Annotated in this window: 15 protein-coding genes and 2 pseudogenes; 9 read left to right on the top strand and 8 right to left on the bottom strand. The window is 34.1% G+C overall.

What is annotated here, in order from left to right:
• Window positions 1-307: 307 nt before the first annotated feature.
• From HXT48_RS03430 to HXT48_RS03420, 3 genes and pseudogenes are all read left to right on the top strand, one after another.
• Window positions 308-529, top strand: a pseudogene (locus tag HXT48_RS03430) (recombinase family protein); the annotation flags it as partial.
• A 203-nt stretch (window positions 530-732) separates the two neighbouring features.
• Window positions 733-2,133: a hypothetical protein gene (locus HXT48_RS03425; RefSeq protein ID WP_102155182.1), complete on the top strand. Its 1,401-nt coding sequence runs from the start codon at window positions 733-735 to the stop codon at window positions 2,131-2,133.
• A 214-nt stretch (window positions 2,134-2,347) separates the two neighbouring features.
• A complete protein-coding gene (locus tag HXT48_RS03420) occupies window positions 2,348-3,139 on the top strand; it encodes a hypothetical protein (RefSeq protein ID WP_421792945.1) in 792 nt (263 codons plus the stop codon).
• 100 nt (window positions 3,140-3,239) lie between these two features.
• Here HXT48_RS03420 and HXT48_RS03415 read toward each other — a convergent pair.
• A pseudogene (locus tag HXT48_RS03415) lies at window positions 3,240-3,536 on the bottom strand (hypothetical protein); the annotation flags it as partial.
• A 188-nt stretch (window positions 3,537-3,724) separates the two neighbouring features.
• On the opposite strand from HXT48_RS03415, the gene HXT48_RS03410 reads away from it, so the two are divergent.
• The 5 genes from HXT48_RS03410 (at window position 3,725) to HXT48_RS03390 (ending at window position 8,460) form a co-directional block, all read left to right on the top strand.
• Entirely contained in the window at window positions 3,725-4,585 is an 861-nt protein-coding gene (locus HXT48_RS03410) for a hypothetical protein (RefSeq protein ID WP_012914156.1), read from the top strand.
• A gap of 457 nt (window positions 4,586-5,042) precedes the next feature.
• On the top strand, window positions 5,043-6,344 hold the full coding sequence (locus tag HXT48_RS03405; protein ID WP_004109077.1) for a hypothetical protein: 1,302 nt from the start codon (window positions 5,043-5,045) through the stop codon (window positions 6,342-6,344).
• Between the two features lie 139 nt (window positions 6,345-6,483).
• The gene (locus tag HXT48_RS03400) at window positions 6,484-6,624 is read left to right on the top strand and encodes a hypothetical protein (RefSeq protein WP_004109059.1); all 141 of its coding nucleotides are present in this window, start codon (window positions 6,484-6,486) and stop codon (window positions 6,622-6,624) included.
• Window positions 6,625-6,693: 69 nt separating this feature from the next.
• Window positions 6,694-6,861, top strand: a complete 168-nt coding sequence (locus HXT48_RS03395) for a hypothetical protein (protein WP_012914158.1) — start codon at window positions 6,694-6,696, stop codon at window positions 6,859-6,861.
• 261 nt (window positions 6,862-7,122) lie between these two features.
• Window positions 7,123-8,460, top strand: a complete 1,338-nt coding sequence (locus HXT48_RS03390; protein ID WP_102155180.1) for an ATP-binding protein — start codon at window positions 7,123-7,125, stop codon at window positions 8,458-8,460.
• 267 nt (window positions 8,461-8,727) lie between these two features.
• Here the strand turns inward: HXT48_RS03390 and HXT48_RS03385 are convergent, their stop codons facing one another.
• Together HXT48_RS03385 and HXT48_RS03380 are read right to left on the bottom strand one after the other, a co-directional pair.
• Window positions 8,728-9,060, bottom strand: coding sequence for a type II toxin-antitoxin system RelE/ParE family toxin (locus HXT48_RS03385; protein ID WP_033888429.1), 333 nt, complete (start codon window positions 9,058-9,060; stop codon window positions 8,728-8,730).
• Window positions 9,057-9,362, bottom strand: a complete 306-nt coding sequence (locus HXT48_RS03380; RefSeq protein ID WP_004109047.1) for a type II toxin-antitoxin system RelB/DinJ family antitoxin — start codon at window positions 9,360-9,362, stop codon at window positions 9,057-9,059. The genes HXT48_RS03385 and HXT48_RS03380 overlap by 4 nt, the downstream gene beginning before the upstream one ends.
• A gap of 485 nt (window positions 9,363-9,847) precedes the next feature.
• Between HXT48_RS03380 and HXT48_RS03375 the strand changes: the two genes are divergently transcribed.
• Window positions 9,848-10,606 carry a hypothetical protein gene (locus HXT48_RS03375; RefSeq protein WP_102155177.1) on the top strand — a complete coding sequence of 253 codons (759 nt, stop codon included), beginning with the start codon at window positions 9,848-9,850 and terminating at the stop codon, window positions 10,604-10,606.
• 725 nt (window positions 10,607-11,331) lie between these two features.
• On the opposite strand, the gene HXT48_RS03370 is transcribed toward HXT48_RS03375, so the two are convergent.
• The 5 genes from HXT48_RS03370 to HXT48_RS03350 form a co-directional block, all read right to left on the bottom strand.
• Complete coding sequence (locus tag HXT48_RS03370) at window positions 11,332-14,634, bottom strand: type I restriction endonuclease subunit R (RefSeq protein ID WP_102155175.1); 3,303 nt, start codon at window positions 14,632-14,634, stop codon at window positions 11,332-11,334.
• Window positions 14,635-14,689: 55 nt separating this feature from the next.
• Window positions 14,690-15,643 carry an Abi family protein gene (locus tag HXT48_RS03365; RefSeq protein WP_102155173.1) on the bottom strand — a complete coding sequence of 318 codons (954 nt, stop codon included), beginning with the start codon at window positions 15,641-15,643 and terminating at the stop codon, window positions 14,690-14,692.
• Between the two features lie 111 nt (window positions 15,644-15,754).
• Complete coding sequence (locus HXT48_RS03360) at window positions 15,755-16,981, bottom strand: restriction endonuclease subunit S (protein ID WP_421793186.1); 1,227 nt, start codon at window positions 16,979-16,981, stop codon at window positions 15,755-15,757.
• Window positions 16,978-18,624 carry a type I restriction-modification system subunit M gene (locus tag HXT48_RS03355; RefSeq protein WP_102155169.1) on the bottom strand — a complete coding sequence of 549 codons (1,647 nt, stop codon included), beginning with the start codon at window positions 18,622-18,624 and terminating at the stop codon, window positions 16,978-16,980. Before HXT48_RS03355 ends, HXT48_RS03360 begins: the two co-directional genes overlap by 4 nt.
• A gap of 703 nt (window positions 18,625-19,327) precedes the next feature.
• Entirely contained in the window at window positions 19,328-20,191 is an 864-nt protein-coding gene (locus HXT48_RS03350; protein WP_102155165.1) for a DUF3800 domain-containing protein, read from the bottom strand.

Genomic DNA, 20,191 nt, shown 5'->3' with positions numbered 1-20,191 from the left:
GCAAATTTGCCTTTGTGTAGCAGGGCTTAGCGAGAGTTATCGTTAAAGGGTTTAGCCTGTGGTGGATTTAAGCTGGCTTTGCTCGGTTTTTGAACGTATTTTGGCTGTTTGAGGGAAGATATCAACGTTCTAGGGTCGAGTGCACAGGATGTTAACGTTAAAAAGTGCACCCAGGGTGGTTTATGCAGAAGTAACTATAAAAGTAATTACAATAGAAGTCCAAAAAAGTCCTAGTTTTTGCTGTAAGAATTCCCGTGAAAGGGACAGCATATGAACGTTACTAATTAATTCTATATATTTAGTAGATATTTATGCAGATGAAGGTATTTCTGGGACTAACATGAAGAATCGGCGAGAGTTTAATCGAATGATTGAAGAGTGTAAAGCAAGGTATATAAATCTAGTGATTACTAAATCTATTTCACGCTTGGCCAGAAATACTTTAGATTGCTTACAATACGCTCGTGAGCTAAAGGCTAAACAAGTTGCTATTTACTTTGAAAAGGAAAACATCAATACGATGGATGCTAGTTGATGAAGTACGAGCAAAAGATGCTAGTTTAGAGTTAAAGCTGAAAACAGGGCAAGTTATCAATATTAAAAAGTAAGAGAGTCATAGACCTATGTAGGATTGCCTTCTTACATAGTTCTGTGTATCTCTTTTTTGTATAGTATAAGTGATGAGCATGTATAATATATAACAAATTAAAAGTTGGTCGGGGGGTACAAATATTGACTAATTATTTTTTGAATAATGTGATACAAATAAAAAAATATGAGGATTATTATAAACATAATTTTGATATCGATAAAATTAAGCAGGATATTTGCACAAACAAAATAGATATGAATTTAGTAGATTTATTCAGATTTCGAATTTTTTTAGATTCTTGTGTGATGTTGTTTAACAAAGAAAAATTAGAAAAAGATTATTTAAAAGATACTTTTGATCCTAAAAATTATATTGCTAGTATTAAGAATAAATATGGAGAAACGATTAAAGAAATTGAAGACAGATTTAAAATAACTGTTGATGACACGTTTTATTATGAGTTTAATGAATCAGAATTAAAATATAAACCTAAGTCATTATGGGATAGTAGAAAAATTTTAAGAAATTCATTTGCACATATGCAGTACGGATGTTTTATGAGTTATGGAGAGAACGGCCCAATTCCATATTATTTTGCATTCAATAAAGATAAGGGGATTTTAAAAAGCAAGGGATTGGTTATAGAACCACTTTGTCATGAATTAATAGGAAAACTATACTTAAATCAAATGACAAAATCTATTGCCTACAAACATACCTATATTAAATTAAGTGAAGAACTTTCATATTTTATGGAAGTTAAATATAAAGGAAAGCGAAAATATACTCTTGATAATCAGCTACATCCTATGAATAATAAGGTCTTTTCGAGTGGAGAATTTCAAGCTTTAAAAGAATTTTTAGTTAATAATGAGGATTGCTTTGAAATTACTAAAACGGAAATTACAAAAAAAGAATTAACGAAGTATTGTGAAATGTTACATAAATATCTAGGTAAAGATATTACAAAGAATGAGCTAGGATATTTTGTCAAAAGCATCTATGATATAGAAACCGAATTTTCAAATTTTTTAACTCACCTAATTCAGTTGAATGATAGAATCATAGATTATAAAATTGCTATAGATTCAAAAAAAGCTAAGATGATCGATCGAATATTGAAAAGTATTGATGAATTAAAAGAAGACAGTGATTCATGGATAGAATTCCGATGGTTCTTTAAAATTATATATATTATTAATTTTTCATTGAGGTTGGAAGATACTGACCTAGAATCGATAAAATATTCTGTTTTAAACGTAGATGACTTTGAATATGATAGTTCACAAATGGCATTGTTTGTTAAAAAGAAAATATCAGATGGTACTATTAGAAGTAGGGATGAAAAGTTTGGAAACACTATATATATTCTACATAAGATAAGAAATGCAATAGCACATGGTAGAATAAAATTAGAAGTTATTGATAATAAAGTATATTATGTATTTGAAGATTGTTATTATAAAAGAACTGAATTAATAAAAATTGCTGTGGAAAACATGAATCAATTTATAAATAATGTGAATGCGTTAATAAAATAGCAACATGTTTAAGTTGTGTAAATGATGAGTTTAAATGTAGAAAAATAGTATCAGTAATTTGTGGCATCTAAACCACCTACACAACATATCAAATTCAATCCATAGTTATAACCCGACACACGTGGAGTGTGTTTGCCTAATGTCCAAGGCGTAATGTCGAGACGCGTGGAGAGTGTAGTATTGATGTCAAAGGCTAGTATCGAAACGAGTTTGAGTGTACAAGATTGATGTAAAAAATGCACCCCCTTTGCACCTGGCTTTGTATGTGGATTTTACGCAGAAGGAAAGAGAGTTTATTATGGGTAACAATAGTTCGAACGAAGAGTTAAATACTGAAATAAAAAATGCTGGAAAAGCATATTCTGAGATAGAAACATTGAATAAGTATTTAAGTAAATTTAAAACAATTCAAAATCAAATTAACATGCCTACTAGAGGTAGAGGTAAATTCAAAAATTTATATTGGTGGGCAATAAATCTAGAAAATGAAGTGGATATTTACAGTAAATATAACAAAATTTTTTTAATGCCATATACTTTTGGACTTACAGAAGATGATTTAAATACAAATACAAGTACGGATATAATAGATTTGAAAAATTATGAAGAAAATGATGAGTTGGTTGATGAAGAAGGTAATAATTTATTTGATTGCATAAGTAAACAAAAAAATTATAAAAAAGCTAAAATACATTCTAACAATTATAACGTAGATATAACTACAGGTAATTTTCACCCACATGATGCTTTGAAGGGAGTAATAAAAGAAACAGAAATTAAACAAATCATGCTAGTAAGAAATACCTTAAGTAAAAATCAAACTCACTACGGAGTTTTATGCGAAAAAAACAATTGCACTGAAGGCGAAGAAAAAAATTTCATAGTTTTAAGAGATGAAGCCAATAAATTCTACTGCATTCCTAAAAAATGCATAAAACTAGTAAAAGAAAACGAAGAACTTGGAAAAACACTTATTGATTTTTTAAATTCCATAGGAGTTGAATAAATAATATTATTTAGAACTAAGAAATAGTTATCAGATGTAAATGTGATGTGCCCCCCCCAAAAAAAGTTAGACTTTTGTGTTTGAAAAAATAGGGGGGGTATTTTTCATATTCGTGTATAACACGTTTTATAAGAGCGTCTTTGCCAGGGCCTGGTTCAATCATTGATAAGAAATGACGGGATGAAATTGTGGCTAGCAGATCAATTAGATATCGCACGCTTTCATCAGGTCCAAGAATAGTATCTTCTTTACCAATATGTTTAAGGATGTAATGCTTGTAGTATTTAGCCGTACTATTAGGTTTCCAACCATTTTCTTTTAGTTCATTGTATAATTTGTCAAGATCTAAAGTAATGGTGACCTTCGTAGGTAAATTAATGTTTTCATTTTTATCCATGAATTTGTACCTCCTATTGCTGATAACATACTTCAATGTAGAAACAAAGGCAACAAGTAGGTATGTGGAAGGCGCGAGTGGATGGGAAAATGATTGAGGGGTTGCTAAAATGTTGGAAGTATTAAAGGTATATGATATAACATTCACAATTCACAATTCACAAAGATTATTAAGTAGGTGCAATCATTATGGAATTATATGACGGTAAAAAAGAATTTATCTCATTGTATATAAAAAATAGATTCAATAAAGAAGAGCTTGAAAAGTCTTCGAGTTTATTATGGGCAGCTTATTGTAAAACTAATAAAGAAAAGAATAACATAATAGATGTAGATGTATCGAAGTGGGCTATCGATCAATATTTGGAAAAATATTCTTATTTAAAAAATGGTAAGTGTAAAAAACAATATGAAGGTAAGAGTAAACACAAATTTGAAATAGTAAAAGATGGCATAGTGTATCACGGGGATACAATGACTTCATTTGGTAATTTTATAAGAAAGTATTTTGTGTTAACTGAAGGACTTAAAGGTATGCGTAGTGTTGGCAAGATTAGATGCGCGGACAAAATCATTGCGGGTTCAAAATTGCCAAAAAGGATGGAGGATTTTTCAAAGTTAGCACATTCGAAGGGCAATTTAATTCCAGTTCCTTTGTATTTTAATAGAGAGAGGAGTGGAGAATATGCCGATTCTGATTATTGGGATATAGTCATGTATTGTATTTTTAAATGGTGTCATTCATATGATGACAAATATCTTTTTGAATTGCTTAACAGATATAATGGAAATGATCATATGGCTGAGTCTGTATTTAGATTCAAGAAATGGATGGATAATTTTAACAATAATTGGAAGGAATTTGTTCGTTTAAATTACTTAGGTGCATTTGTTGATCAACAAAGTAATTCTTGGTATCCAAAAGAATTTTGGACAAATCATTTTGCGTTTAATAGAAAAATTGATGAATTATCATCTGATGAGTTTTATAAAGCTGTAGATTTAATTTGCAATTGTATTGAAGATCGTAACAAGAATCTATCTATTTGATGAGAAAAGTTTATAGAAACGGTTTTTGAGGTTTATTTTCTTAAGGTAGATTGTTTTATAAGACCTTGAGTGATGCGAACTTAAGGTGAGTTGAATGATTAACTGGAAAATGGTATTACCGAGGTTTCTGATAAGAATAAAGTAAATCTTGGTTGCATAATATTGTGTGCAAAACAGATGGATGTGCTCACTGCGTTGTGCACTGTTCAATGTGTAGAATTATGTGATAAAAAACACTAAAATATGTATAATTATGTGATTAAATGCACCAAAACATGTGATACACGATAAAAGATAACGCAAAATATAACAGAACAGCAGTGAAACTAAGCGTAGAAACAGCCGAGCGTTAATACGGCTGCAATATCTAATAGTGTAATGCAAGATGAAAGGTGAGTAATCATGAAAAGGCTGATTATACAGATAAACTTATAGAACTTGCGCTGAAGGAGAATAATTGAGAAAGAAAGATAATCTACAAGGGGGAAGAGAGAAAGAGAAAGAAAAGCAGGAACATACTCCCACAGATGAGAAAAATCCTCTATATTGTGAATCACATGAGCAAATATGTGAAAACCTTCGCAGTGCAAATAAGGAATTATCCAAGTATAAGGTTTTGCAGCCGAGTGCGGAAATCTTTTCCATCTTAATGATTATTGGAACTGTTTTTATGGCATCCAATAAGCTACAGCTTTTTGGATGGATCACCTATTGTTTTGCAATTCTGCTTCTTGTTGTAGTTTCTCTTATTTGGGTTATTGGTGTTATTTGGCAGCGCAATCTACACAGCCGTTTTAGTAGTGCAAATGTAGAGCGTAATAAATCTTTTCTTAGCTATGGCAAGCAACGGTGGAAGGGTAGAATCTCGCTAATTCTTTGTTGCTTTTTTGTGTTAAGTGGTATTCTAACTGCATTCTTTGGAATAACTGCGGTACGTCTTCCAAATCAGTGGCTTTTGCAGACTTGGGTATATGTTATATGCGCGGCAATGCCAGTTGTTTGGATGATTACGATTGCTCTTGTATGTGTCTTCTATAATCTCTATCTTATTTCGCGTGTACGGAAGATAGGTATAAGAATTGTACTTCGTTGTCTACATGTTCTGCTTTGTGTATTGATTATCTTAGGTCTTGGATTTTTTGACGTTTTGTTTATTGTTGGCAGATATTCTGTGAAACAAAATGATAATGGTACATACACAGAGCACGTGGACGATATGTATGCTCCTTTTGAGTATTATCTTTATAAGTCTGAAGGCCCGTTTTTCCTTAAGTATCTTCGACCAATGAAAGATTCAACTGATACTGATCCAAAAATAAGTGAATCTGAGTGGTATAGCAGAATTGATCGTAATAACAGGAAAGATACAAGATTAAAAGATACAAGATTAAAGGTTGAAGAGCCAGATAAAAATTACGATTTGCATGATTCCGCTGAGCATGATTTAGAATCAAAGAAGGAAAGAAATGCAGCGCTTAAGATATTTGATAAGTATTTTGCGGCGAAAGGCTTTGCGTTCAAGGAGAACTATACCGCCAAGGGAGATATGTACTTTGTTCTGAGTGAAAGCCGTTCGGACATTACTTATCTGCAGTATAACAGGGACTCTCAGGATGGAAAATGTGGTCTTTATATTCTGTTTAAGGCTTCAAAATCTTCAAATGGAAGCTGGTCGCCGAGTGATGCTCATATGCAGAGCACCTACACGTATGAATATAGCACTGGAGTAATTGCAGAGAGCAGTAGGGCATATTGGTAGTGGGGCAGAGTGGTTATATGTAGGAATATAAGACTATCGGAAGATTGCCAGATAGTAGCATCCATAGTTGTGTACTCTAGTTGCTTATGTTTTGGAGAACAAAACGGTGTAAAAATTGTAAAAAAGTTCTCTACATTATTTGATTTCTCATGGCAGGGGCTTGTTGGTTATTCCAGAAAATAAGGTTCCTGAGTTTAAGAAGTTGCTTGTTGAGTATTATGAGTGTGAAGATTTGCATGTGATTGCTTCGTTTATGAGGGAATGTTGTTGGAGGCGTTAAACGCGCGCGATGATATTGGTTCTTCTGTTTCTGTAAATCTTGCTGTTTATGAAAGAGTATAGTTTGCTAGTGAATGAAGAGATTAGCGTTGATAATAGTTTTAGTATTGCTTGTAAGTATGTTAAAAGTTTAGGCTTGCAGTCTGTGACGAATGCGTTTGCTTGCGTTCGTGAAGATGATTGGAAAGCACGGTATGTGAAATACATGTTATCGAGTCATAAAGGGCAAGATATTTAGTGCGTGTGAAGTAATTTTTGCTGCGTGTTTTTACGTGTTTTTATGCTCAGCATTGCTCAATGCGTATAATTATGTGATAAAAAACACTAAAATACGTATAATAATGTGATTAAATGCGCCAAAACGTATATAATAATGTGATATACGATAAAAGATACCGCAAAATATAACAGAACAACAGTGCAACTCGCGTAGAAATAGTCAAGCGTTAATACGGTTGCAATATTTAATAGCGTAGCGTCAAGTGAAAGGTGAGTAGTCATGAAAAGGCTGATTATGAGTAAACTTTTAGCATGGAAGAACTCACCGTATCGTAAACCATTGATATTAAAAGGCGTGCGTCAAGTTGGTAAAACTTGGATACTAAAAGAATTTGGTAAGCTTTACTACAAAAATATTGCTTATTTTAACTTCGATGAAAACAAAGAATATAAGCAATTCTTTGAAACCACTAAAAACGTGGAGCGAATTTTACAAAATCTAATGCTTGCAAGTGGTCAAAAAATCGAAGCAGAAAACACGTTGATTATATTTGATGAGGTTCAGGATTGCCCAGAAGTAATAAACTCGATGAAATATTTTTGTGAAAACGCTCCGCAATATCATGTTGCTTGCGCTGGATCGTTGCTTGGAATAACACTTGCAAAACCATCTTCATTCCCAGTTGGAAAAGTTAATTTTATGCAAATAAACCCAATGAATTTCACTGAGTTTTTACTTGCTAATGGAGATGAAAATCTAGCGAAGTATATTAAACAAATCGATAAAATAGAGCAGATTCCAGACGCATTTTTTAACCCTCTATGCGAGAAATTAAAAATGTATTATGTTACAGGGGGAATGCCTGAGTCAGTTTTAATGTGGGCTAAAGCGCGAGATGTAAACGCAATGCAAGAAACGTTGTTTGAGATCATAACAGCTTATGAACGAGATTTTGCGAAACATCCTAGTGTTAGTGAGTTTCCTAAAATATCAATGATTTGGAATTCTATTCCGTCTCAACTTGCGCGTGAAAACAAAAAATTCTTGTATAAAGTTGTTAAAAATGGTGCGCGAGCAAGAGAATATGAAGATGCTTTGCAATGGTTGGTGTCAGCACAATTGGTGTATAAAATTTATAGAAATACTGCGTCGAGTTTACCTATTGCTGCTTATGATGATGTATCTGCTTTTAAGATTTATTTGGCAGATGTTGGTTTGTTAAGGCGATTATCTCAACTTGCTCCGACTGCGTTTGCGGAAGGCAATAGACTGTTTACTGAGTTTAAGGGTGCTTTAACAGAAAATTATGTTTTGCAAGCGCTGCTTACTCAATTTGAAGTGATGCCTAGATACTGGTCTCAAACGAATCCGCCGTATGAAGTGGATTTTCTTATTCAACGAGAAAATGATATTTTCCCTATTGAAGTTAAATCTGAAGCAAATATTAATAGTAGAAGTTTGAAAAAGTTTAAAGAATTATTCCCTAATCAAACGAAATTACGTATACGATTCTCGCTGAATAATCTCAAACTAGACGATGATATGTTGAATATTCCGTTATTTATGGCTGATTACACGGATAAGCTTATAGAACTTGCTCTGAAAGAGAACGATTGATAAAGAAAGATAATTAAAAAAAGGAACGATTAGAAGACATAGAAATAAACTAGTGCAAAAGTTAAAAGAGTGTCAAATCCCACGAAACGTTGCAACCAGCCTAGGGGAGCTTCTAGGCTGTTTTTATGCTCAAGAATCAAGTTATCAAGCCAATCTTAAACCTTTTTGCGATATTTTCCTATCGTTAAAAGGTGCACCCAATATCCATAGTGTGCACTCAAAAAAGTGTGAATACGTTGCCAGTACTTTTCTATCCCAAATCGCGCATTAATTGTTTGAGTCGTTAACAATGTTTTCAATATTTCTGCCTGAGTAGAAGATACGAATAACTGTTACAGTCATTTGGTTTTCGTCTACTTGGTAAAAAACTGTGTAGTTATCGACTGAAACTCTGCGTATTCCCACAGAATGCCAGGGTTCCCACGCTACAGGAGGATATCGCATAGGCATAGTCTCAAGAGAACGTATAGCATACTTAATGCGGTTGACTTGTTTTTCAGCTGTTTTTGGAACTTGTAATGTAAAGCGAATGTATTCGTATAGTTCTGTAAGATCAAGGAACGCTTGCGGAGAATAGATGATGTTATAAGTTGTACTCATGCACCATATTCCTTTGCAAAGAACTGATCTACTTCATCTACACTATATTGTTTGCCAGTCGAAATAGAGTCGATACCCTTTTGCAATTCCTTATCCAACTCATCTCTTGTTAAGCTGCCTAAAGCAGTAGGCTTATTAGTTGGCAAGCGGAGTTCGAATGGCATGCCTTTTTGTAAAACAATCTGGCTGTAAAGCATTTGAATCGCAGAAGACGGTGTTATGCCAAGCTGGTTCAATATGCTTTCAGCGTTTTCTTTAAGATTTGTATCGATTCTTGCATATACAGCATTCGTATTTGACATTGTGTTCGCGTCCTTTCTATGCTTATTTTACAAAATAGTTGCAAGCATACGCAAGCAGATGAAAGCAAAAGTTTAATCACCTGTTCTCGTGTTAAATACTTCATTTGGCAAGTTCCTCATAGACTTTATTGGAGATTCGGAGATAAGGAATTTATGAGGTTGGTCAGCCTTGTAATAAGTAGTAAATGGGCAGGTCTAGTTTCTTAACTCTTGTATGCAATGAAACTTTTCCTTTTGTACTCTGAAACTGTTGCTTTTATACTTTGAAACTGTTTGCTTTCTGTGTTATATGTTTCGCAAGCATCACGCTACTTGAGCCTTTTGTTAACACGTTAAAAATTGCAGTGGGTTAGACAAAAGGATTACATATCAGTTTTTTGTCTCAATGAATTTGTTCGTACGCTGATTCTATTAAATACGTAAGCTGATTCTATTAAAATAGTTTCATAATCTTTACGCACTTTTAATGAGGAGAGTGTTTAGTTATGGGATATTCAGTTACACAACGCATTAAAAGCATTAAACAACCTTATGGTGGATATTTGCCACGAAAAGAATTTGTTGAAGAATCATTAGGCGAAGGAATAGAAGACTTATACGATAAAGAGAACATTCACCCAAGTTTAGTTGGTATAGTAGTTGACTACATGACTCGTTTAATGTCTGGATCGAGTGCAATAGACGCGTTTAAAATTTCCTTATTGGGCGCAATGATTATAAACGAACACGATAATGCATCGAAACTTATGTCTGGCATTAAAGGACTTGGCGATGAAGATATAGTTAACGCCGTCAAACTTGTTGGATTCGACGTATGCTTTAGATATGGTCCTATTGGCTACAGGCCTTTTGACGAAATCAATCCCGATGAGCACACAATCCAGAACATCAGAGTTATGGTTCAGCGCTCGCTTCATTTTCTTGAGTGTTATGGCCCGAAGGTGCTTGATGGTTTTACGCTAGAGGGCGGTTACACTGATACGGTAAGTGCTGGCGATGGTGATTTTATAACAGCAGATACTTTGTGGGATTTTAAAGTTTCTAAAGAAAAGCTGGATAAGGATCAGACTCTTCAACTGCTTATGTATTGGCGTATGGGTTTGCGTTCTATTCATCCAGAGTTTCAGAATATTAAGTACTTGGGTATTTATAATCCTCGCATGAATAAGGTTTACCGAATTGCTGTTGAAAACATATCCGAGGATGTTATACGCGAAGTTGAGAAAGATGTGATTGGGTATTAGGATTAGGCGGTTTTGCGTACTTTAAGCTGTTTTGCGTACTTAGTGAAGGCTATCGCTAAAAGGTTTAATGCGCTGCGGCTTTAAGCTGGTTGATTCAGAAAGTAGTACGTAGCAATCGTTAAACACCGTTATTTTCTCAGATAGTTGACTGAGTTGTAACGGTGTTTAGATCTTGGCTTATGCCACCAATAATATTCACCAGATTGGCTTTACACACTTTTTGGCATATAACCCCAATGCTTAAATTGCAGAGACGCTTACCAAAAAAAGAACCCCCAGATTTGAGCACTGTTAGTAGGCTTAGGGGGGCTGCTGTCACCAGTGAGTTTATCACTATTTCTAGATATTCGCTATTACTATTCAACGACTCAAAATAAAAGTGGGAGCCGAAACTATGTCAACTCCCACAGGTGTGTGTCCGCAAACGCACACCGCAATTACATTTTCATTATACTTTATAGTGTTTAAAAGGTTAATTAATAAGTTCTTACTAAAAACGCAACAGCAATCAACACTTCCTATAGTGAAATGAGCTTGTTGCACGTATAAATGATTATAGACAAGTTATAGTCAAAGAAAAAGCGTAAAGCTCTAGGTTTTTGTTCCTAGAGCTTTACGCCGACCGAGTACTCCCAATCCATTTGTTCTAATAGTCTATCATCATTAATCAAAAACGGTTAATAATTTGAGCCTATAACATCAAACTTTATATACTTGCACTGTGATTAATCTATATGAGAATCATCTAGCGTATTTTTATTAGCTAAAGGATTATAAACGCCAAAATATTTAGCAAATAGTGTTTTAAGTGCTTCAGTAACACGTTTTTCTATGATTCTTCGTCTTTTTCCTGCTTCTCCAAATCGCGAAATCGCAGGAAGTGTGGAGTCAATTCCAGTTCCGAATGTTTTTAATTCGCCATCATTGAAAGCATCTCGAATAACGTCATACGTTTTTGTTTTGTTAAGATTTTCTTTGTTAATCAAGCTTGCTAAATCTGTTTTAAATTGTTTATCAACAAAATTGTTCCATTCTTCATTAATATCTATATTTTCTACATTTTTAGTATTACTATTACTTAATTCAAGGCCGTAAATACTACCATCAAGCTGTTCAATAAATTGTTTTATAAGTTCCTTTTTACTGCGCAATTTTGTGCTAGATCCTATTGCCTTTTCAATATCCAGTTTTTGCTCTCTGGTGTTACAATGATTATTTTTATACTTGTTTACAAGAGCAAGAATGTAATCAATATTTACTTCTACTTGTTGTACAAGTTCCATTTCAAACACAACATCGTCTACAATGTCAGCCGCTTCGTCTTCTTTACGCTTCCATTCTTCACGTAAATCCTGATATTCGCTCAAGTAATTTTGCATATCGCGTTCGGAGACTATTTCTTTGCCACCATACTCGTCAAATGCTCTTAGCATATTTTGTGCTCGCAAAATTTTACCAAGTAGTATTACAAATTCTTTTTGCCTAGGCTCACCTTCTAATCGCAAATTGTTAAGTGGATAATCATCTTTAAGCGTGTTAATAAGATCAAAATATCCTAAATAATGTTTTCCATTGCTATCGGTGTAGCCGTAATATAATTCGTTAAAAGTAGGGCACAACACAATTCCTTGCGCATCTTTATCTCCAAAAAGACTAATAGCTTTATTAACTTGATTATGTAAGTCTCTAAAACAAACAATATTCCCAAAAGTTTTGATTGAGTTAAGCGTGCGATTTGTTCTGGAAAATGCTTGAATAAGACCGTGCATTCTCAAATTTTTATCTACCCAAAGCGTGTTTAGCGTTTTTGCATCAAATCCAGTGAGGAACATATTTACTACAATAAGTATGTCAATTTCCTTGTTTTTCATTCTCATTGACACATCTTTATAGTAACTCTGAAATTCACTGTTTGACGTATCATAGTGCATTCCAAACATTTGATTGTAGTCGTTTATAGCATTTTGTAAGAATTCTCGCGAATTTTCATCAAGATTTGCCGTACTTTCTGGATTCTCTTCTCCAAGAACATAGTCTCCCATGCTTCTTGCATCTGTAGAATCAGAATATTTTTCATTAGGAGAGTAGCTAAAAATAGTAACAACTTTTAAGCGCTCATCTTGAGGTAACTTTTCTTGTTGTTTTTTGAACTCCGTATAATACAATTTTGCAAGCTCAATGTCGGAAACAGCAAAAATTGAGTTGAATCCGCTTACTATTGTATTCTCTTTTATTGTTTCAACTTTTGTGTTATTACTTTTATATTCAGCAGATTTTCCACTTTTACTTTTAGCAAGTTCTTCAACATTCACAATAATTTTGTGATTGTAATTTTTCTCATTTCTATATGTTTTTCGGCTAAAATTATTAAGAATATACTCCGTAATATTATGTATACGCTTATGGTTTGTTATTACTTCTCGACGTCTAATGTCTGTTACTAATTCATCTGTTTTCTTTTCAAGAACGCTAGAAGTTTTAACAGTAGATACGTATTCTACTCGGAAAGGCAAGACGCTTTTATTATTAATTGCGTCAATAATCGTATAGCTGTGAAGTCTGCTTCCAAAAGTTTGCTCAGTTGTAAAAAGATGAGCAGTATCTGGACCAAAAGCATTTTCTTCAAAAATCGGGGTTCCAGTAAACCCAAACATAAGACTTTTGTTAAAATGATTTTCTATATTCGAATGCATATCTCCAAACTGGCTACGATGGCATTCGTCAAAAATAAACACAATATGTTTGCTGTACACTTCGTGAGTCGGATTGGAATTAATAAATCTTGTTAGCTTTTGAATAGTAGTAACAATCAGTCTTGATTTCTCACTATTATCGGATAATTGCTCAGCTAATATAGATGTAGAAGTATTACTATTTGCGCATCCTGGTTTAAAATTGTCATATTCTACTATTGTTTGATAATCAAGATCTTTACGGTCAACAACAAATAAAACTTTATCGATCAGATTACCGCCACTTGCATTTTTAAGTTCATTAACAAGCAGGGCTGTTTTAAAACTCGTTAAAGTTTTCCCAGATCCTGTTGTATGCCAAATATATCCGCCGCCTTCAATCGAACCATATTTATTGTAATTATCAGCATATTTTATGCGATTTACTATGCGTTCTGCAGCTGTAATTTGGTACGGTCTCATAACCATAAGCTTTTTATCTTTAGTAAATACGCAATATTTAGTGAGTATGTTTAGTATTGTGTTTCTCGCAAAAAATGTTTGCGTAAAATCACATAAGTCACTTATCACATTGTTTTTTGCGTCAGACCAATTTATAGTAAACTCAAAATTGTTTATTGATGTGTTTGCATTGCTTATTTTGCTATCGACTTGTTTTCGCGCATCGATTCTAGTGGAATTAGAATAATACTTTGTGTGAGTACCGTTTGAAATAACAAAAATTTGCACGTATTTAAATAAGCCACTTTCTGCCCAGAAGGAATCGCGTTGGTAGCGCTGAATTTGGTTGAATGCTTCTCGAATAGGAATGCCTCTGCGCTTTAGCTCAATATGAACCATTGGTAATCCGTTTACTAGAATTGTCACATCGTAACGATTTGAGTAGCTAGGGGAGTTTGGATTGGATTCGTTTGTGTTAACAGAATATTGGTTTATTACTTGCAATATGTTGTTATGAATATTTTCTTTGTCTAATAAGCAAATGTTTTTTGTTTCGCCATCATCACAAACAAAACTTTGCTTCGTACTTCCTTTTTGAATCTTCTCAGTTTTTTCAGCAATGCCTTCAGCATCGTTTGCTATGCAAGAAGAAAAGAAGCGATTCCATTCGGAGTCTAAAAAATGATAGTTATTGAGCTTTTCGATTTGCACGCGAAGGTTTGCTATAAGATCTTTCTCATTGTGAATGTGAGCGTACTCGTAGCCTTGGGATTGCAAAATGTTAATGAACTCTTCTTCGAGTTGTGCTTCGCTCTGATAGCTTGTGCTTGTGCTTACTTTCGGAGTAAACATAGACATTACTGTACTATCTTGATCTTCTAATATGATTTTCATTGTAGCTGCTTATCCTTTTAAATAATTTTACTCATTTATATTCTACAAATTTAAATTATCTCCAATGTAAATGGTTAAATATTCCATTTTTATATTCTTCATTTTTATTCAGAAATTCTTTTATTTCCATCTCATAATTATGATTTTTTTCTATTTTTGATACTAAATACATTAAATTTACTAATGCTGCAGCAATAGATTTATCTGTATAGCCGTTTAATAAAGAAGAATTTTTAACATCACGAATTGAAGGAGTTGATATTACAGTTTCCTTATACCATAATCTGCAATGATGAGAACACAAATTGCGCAAGTACACTATTGAATGGATTGATTCAGAAGATTTACGAATTTCTGTTTTTAACCCCATTGAATCAAAAAGTTTTCGCAACACATTAGTATCTTTGTACAAAGAAATCATTCGTGAAATAGTATCAAATGGAAAAGCTTCAACGGCAGCCCATATTGGTATAGGTTGTTTCTTACTCTTGTAATGTTTTATACAAACTTCGTTAGATTTTTCCAGCCATTTATTCATATTAGATAAAAGATTATTTATGCTTATATTAGATTTTTTAATATACGAATCTGAATTTAGGTATGTATATGCTCCTCCAGAGTTTGCAACGTGATATGCAAATCTAGATCTTAATGTTAACTCTACTTGTGCGGTACCTTTAAGAATAATTGTTCGCAATTCTTCATCCATTTTGTACGGAACAAGAAAATCAACGTCTTTGCTGCCTGGCTTAAACTGATTATTGCCAGAAGAAGGATCGACTTGAAACACTCGAAAATACCCAGATAATCTATAGTAGTTGCAGTTATATAGCATACTTTTTAAATTATTTTCATCTGTAACTACTAATTCTCGAGTTTTCATGAGTTGAATCATATCGTCAATAGATTTTGGAGGCTTTGAATCAGCTGAAAAACAAGAAGAACCCCCAGGTTTGAGCACTGTTAGTAGGCTTAGGGGGCTGCTGTTATCAGCAAGTCTATCAGACATTTTTTACCTCCTCAATCTCTTCGGCGAGTCTCACTAGAAATGTAATTTATATAAATTGTAATACTAGATACGCTTTTATAGTTTACTTTACATAAATTGTGCATAACTACATTACGCACGCTTGAAGGTTAGGAGTTGATCGCGATAGTACTCGTACTGCTTGCGTCTAGCTTCGATTTCTGCAGGCAGGCCTTTAGTTAAATCATTGCACAACGCGTCAAAGCGATCCAGAATTTGTACGATTTGGCGCTGTACTTCAAGCGGCGGAACTGGGATTGTTATTCCTTTAATTGATTCTGTGCTAGCATGAACGACCTTGCTCTTAACTTTTCCAGAACTTTTTTGCAAACGAGCATCAGTAGTTGATAATGCATAACTCAAATACTTAGGATTTTGATTATGTTTTACAACAACGATATCTCCACCAGCTAAACATTTTTCATTACCAACATAAGCGCATGATTTAGCAATGTCTTCAACGCTCTCACCAGTAATTGCAAATAGAATATCACCATGCTCAAAATACTTTTTATTTGTAATTAAAGATTCATTTGTATGCGAAAAGCAAGAATCAAACCATAAATTATATTTAGTATAAATTTCCCCATATCTAACGCACGGTATTCCAGTAGAAGTCACCTGATCCTTTTTAATTCCATAACCTCTGAATACATCAGTAGCAATATCGCCAATCTTCTTATACTCCACACCATTAGGGAAGTAGCGTTGGATAAGCGAGTGTAGAGGATTATTGTCGTCAAATGTGAGCAATGTATCTCGATAGTATTCGTATTGCTTTTTACGAGCTGTAAGCTCTGCTGTAAGCTCTGCTGTAAGCTCTGCTGTAAGCTCTGTAAACGTATCTAAAATCCGCACAATCTCCTCTTGCACATCAAGCGGCGGCACTGGGATTGTTACTTTACTCATAACATTACTCATGAGTTTTGCATTACCCATGCCCGAACTTACATAGTTCTTCGCATGAATTGTCAACGCATAATACACATACTTAGTGTCAACTTGACAATCTGATATATCAATAACGCCACAAACATTTGTCACACTGAATTTACCGTCACGATAGAACACTGTTCCAGCATTAGCACCATCAGTTGTCCATGTCACATACTTACCGTCAAACATGTAAGTAGAAATCGCACCAAATTGACCATTATTTTCTGTTTGAGACGAGTAAACAGGATACTCACCTGAATTATCATTTATAAAGCTTTTCGACATTACTTTACCACGAGAAAGCGTAGCAATATCGCCAATTTTCTTATACTCCACACCATTCGGGCAAAGCTCAGCGATTAAATCCTCAAGCCTGCTAGTCATTGAGCCACCTCGCTATTATCAAAGTTAACGCTGCCAGCTTCAATCTCGCTTACAATCTTCTCAATCTGTTCACGCAACTCCTGCTCGCGATCGCAAATCGTTGCAATTTGCGCGTTAAGCTCCGTAATATTAATCTTTTCGCGAGTATCTTCCGCTTCAACGTATGTAGAAACGGAAAGATTGTATTTATTTGATTTAACTTCTTCTAAAGATGCCACGTGCGCAATATGCTCCACATCTTGCCTAGAAGTGTACCACTTAACAATCTGCTCAATGTTCTCGTCCGAAAGCTTGTTACTATTCGTTGACTTTACAAACTCTCGGCTCGCATCAACAAACAGTACAGAAGTATCATTCCGCTTGTTTTTACGCAAAACCATAATGCACGTAGCAATCGAAGTGCCAAAGAACAAGTTACTTGGAAGTTGAATCACGCAATCAACAGCATTATGCTCAACTAAATATTGGCGAATCTTTTGCTCGGCTCCGCCTCTATACATAATCCCAGGGAAGCAAACAATAGCAGCTGAACCTTTTGGAGATAAATGCGCTAAGCAATGCATTATAAAAGCCATGTCTGCCTTGCTTTTTGGAGCAAGCACACCTGCTGGAGCAAAACGAGGATCGTTAATCATTACAGGATTAGAATCTCCCTCCCAACTCGTGGAATAAGGAGGATTAGAAACAATCAAATCAAATATAAAATCATTTTCATCTTTACCTTGATCATTATCGTTGTCTCTTGCAAACTGTTGATTAATTAAAGTGTCGCCAAGCGTAATACTAAATTTTGAAAAGTTTATGCCATGCAAAAACATATTCATTCGGCATAAGTTGTAGCTAGTAACGTTCTTTTCTTGACCGCAGAACTTATACGAAATATTTTCAAGACCAAGCACAGTCTTAGCTTTTAGTAGCAAAGATCCAGATCCGCACGCAGGATCGTATACGCCGTTAACTTGCTTTTTTCCAACTGTTCCAAGCTTCGTAAGAAGCATAGAAACCTCAGCAGGCGTAAAGTATTCACCTCCGGACTTTCCGGCGTTAGATGCATACATGCCCATTAAATATTCATACGCATCACCAAAAGTCTCAATAACGTTATTTTGCAAGTTTCCAAGTCTCATGTTTGCAACAACTTGTAGCAATTGCACAAAACGTTTGTTTCTTTCTTCAAGAGTGTTGCCAAGTTTAATATTGTTCACGTCGTAATCTGAAAATAGACCAACAAAATCTCCATTTGATTTAGAACCTTGAGATGATTGTTCAATACTTTTAAAAACGTGGTTTAGTGTAATATTCAAATTAGAGTTATTCGGAGCATTTTTTGTTACATTGCAAAACAGTTCGCTAGGAAGCATGAAGAAGCCTTTTTTGTTAATCATATCTTCTCTAAGGAATTCTGCATCCTCGTCGCTAAGTTTTGCGTAATCAAAGTTAGGATCGCCGTTACCTTCTTTTGCAGCTCTATGCTCATCTTCATTAATAAAATTGCATAAATCTTCAGAAATATAACGATAGAACATTGTGCAAAGAACATAAGTTTTGAAATCCCATCCATCAACAGAACCTCGCAAATCGTCGGCAATCTTCCAAATCGTGCGATGTAATTCCGCGCGTTCTTCTTCTTTGCGAGTGTCCATTAGTGTGACTCCTTGTGTTAAAACTTATGCAACATAAATAATATAGGTAATTTGAAATATAAGCTATACTTGTTGCGCTTAAGTATTTGATACATTATTTATGCCGATTGCAGTGTATGCTGCAGATTTGGCTGAATCTCTTGACGTTCGCGAGCGCCAAGCAGGATTAAACATGCTCTCGGAACTACTTACTAAACATAATCATGCAATAAAATAATAAAAAATCACACCTTACGATTGCACAGTAAGAATGATTATAAAAGATTAAGATTTCTAAAATCAAAACTTACTAAAGACTCGATATACTGGGACACTTTAGATGCAGAACATAAGCTAAATGGCTTAGACACACTTGAAACTCTCACAGAACACGCTATATAACGTTTAAAGTTGTTTTATATAGACATTTCGTTGTATTTAAATATGTTAGAATTAAGTCTTTCAAGCATTGCCGGTATATGAGCCAATAATTTATCTTGAAAGCATCGCGGCTGAACATATCAAAACTGTTTCCTTAACGCAACAATTTTGATACGCTTGCGTACTATCTATATAAATTAGATTTAATACATAAACAAAGTTGTGCGATAAAGAAATATTCGGTATACTAGCTACTAGGAGTCTCCCTGCGTTGAAAGTCGGCTTCATGCCGTCGGTTGATTTACTCACCTTAGGCGTTGTGTGGGGCTCCTTTATTTTGCCGTTACCTCTTATTTTTGGCTCTCAACCAGCAATCCACATTTAGTGGATTCCTCTTTGTACGGTAATTTTCTGAATTTTTATAATGTTTTGTATCATAAAGGTCAAGTACAAGAGGAATTTTATTATTGTTTAGAAGTAAATTGTAGAAATATAAATCACCCTTTTCAAAGACTCTTTGAACTGCCCACAATGCGTAATCAGTTATTGCCAATAACGGCTCATTCGAGTACGGTTGCGTATTGAATTTAATGTTTGACGCATCTATATTCGGAAGATTATTAGTGCTGTTTCTAGTTCTTTCTTGTGCAATGGCTAACGAACGTTTCAGATTAACATTTGATGTAGTGTTTCCCCTTCCAGCTATATTTAGTACCAATTTAGGATATTTTCCTTTATCCTTAATTAAGTGAGACATTAAATTGGCATATAATTCTGCTTCTAGATTATTTTCAGGTAAAAGATCCGATAAATATGTAGATTTTCTAGCAACTACAACTTGTGTAGTGAAATCAATATTTGAACATATAAAGTTAAAAAACAAATCTCTTAATTGTTTAGGATCATTTTTTGCGTGAGGATAATATTTTCCTTCTTTTTTAATAAGCTTTTTTACGCTTTCAATATTATTGAAATTACTATCATTTTGTATTTTTGTACAAAAATTTATTATCTTATTACGAGCTGCGCTAAGATCCTCTTTAACGTATGTCATACCAATCATAAAAGACGCAGAAGCGCCAAGTCCAACAGTGATTGTATTTCCACCCCTTACTACCTTCTCATGTTGAAAAGTCATGTCTCCAGATTCATCAATGAACCTGTGAAAATCTTGTAGTTCATATTTTTTAATCATCTCTTTTTTCAT

The sequence above is a fragment of the Gardnerella sp. KA00127 genome (assembly GCF_049244125.1).
GTDB classification, from domain to species: domain Bacteria; phylum Actinomycetota; class Actinomycetes; order Actinomycetales; family Bifidobacteriaceae; genus Bifidobacterium; species Bifidobacterium swidsinskii.
This window is presented reverse-complemented; position numbering and strand designations above follow the sequence as displayed.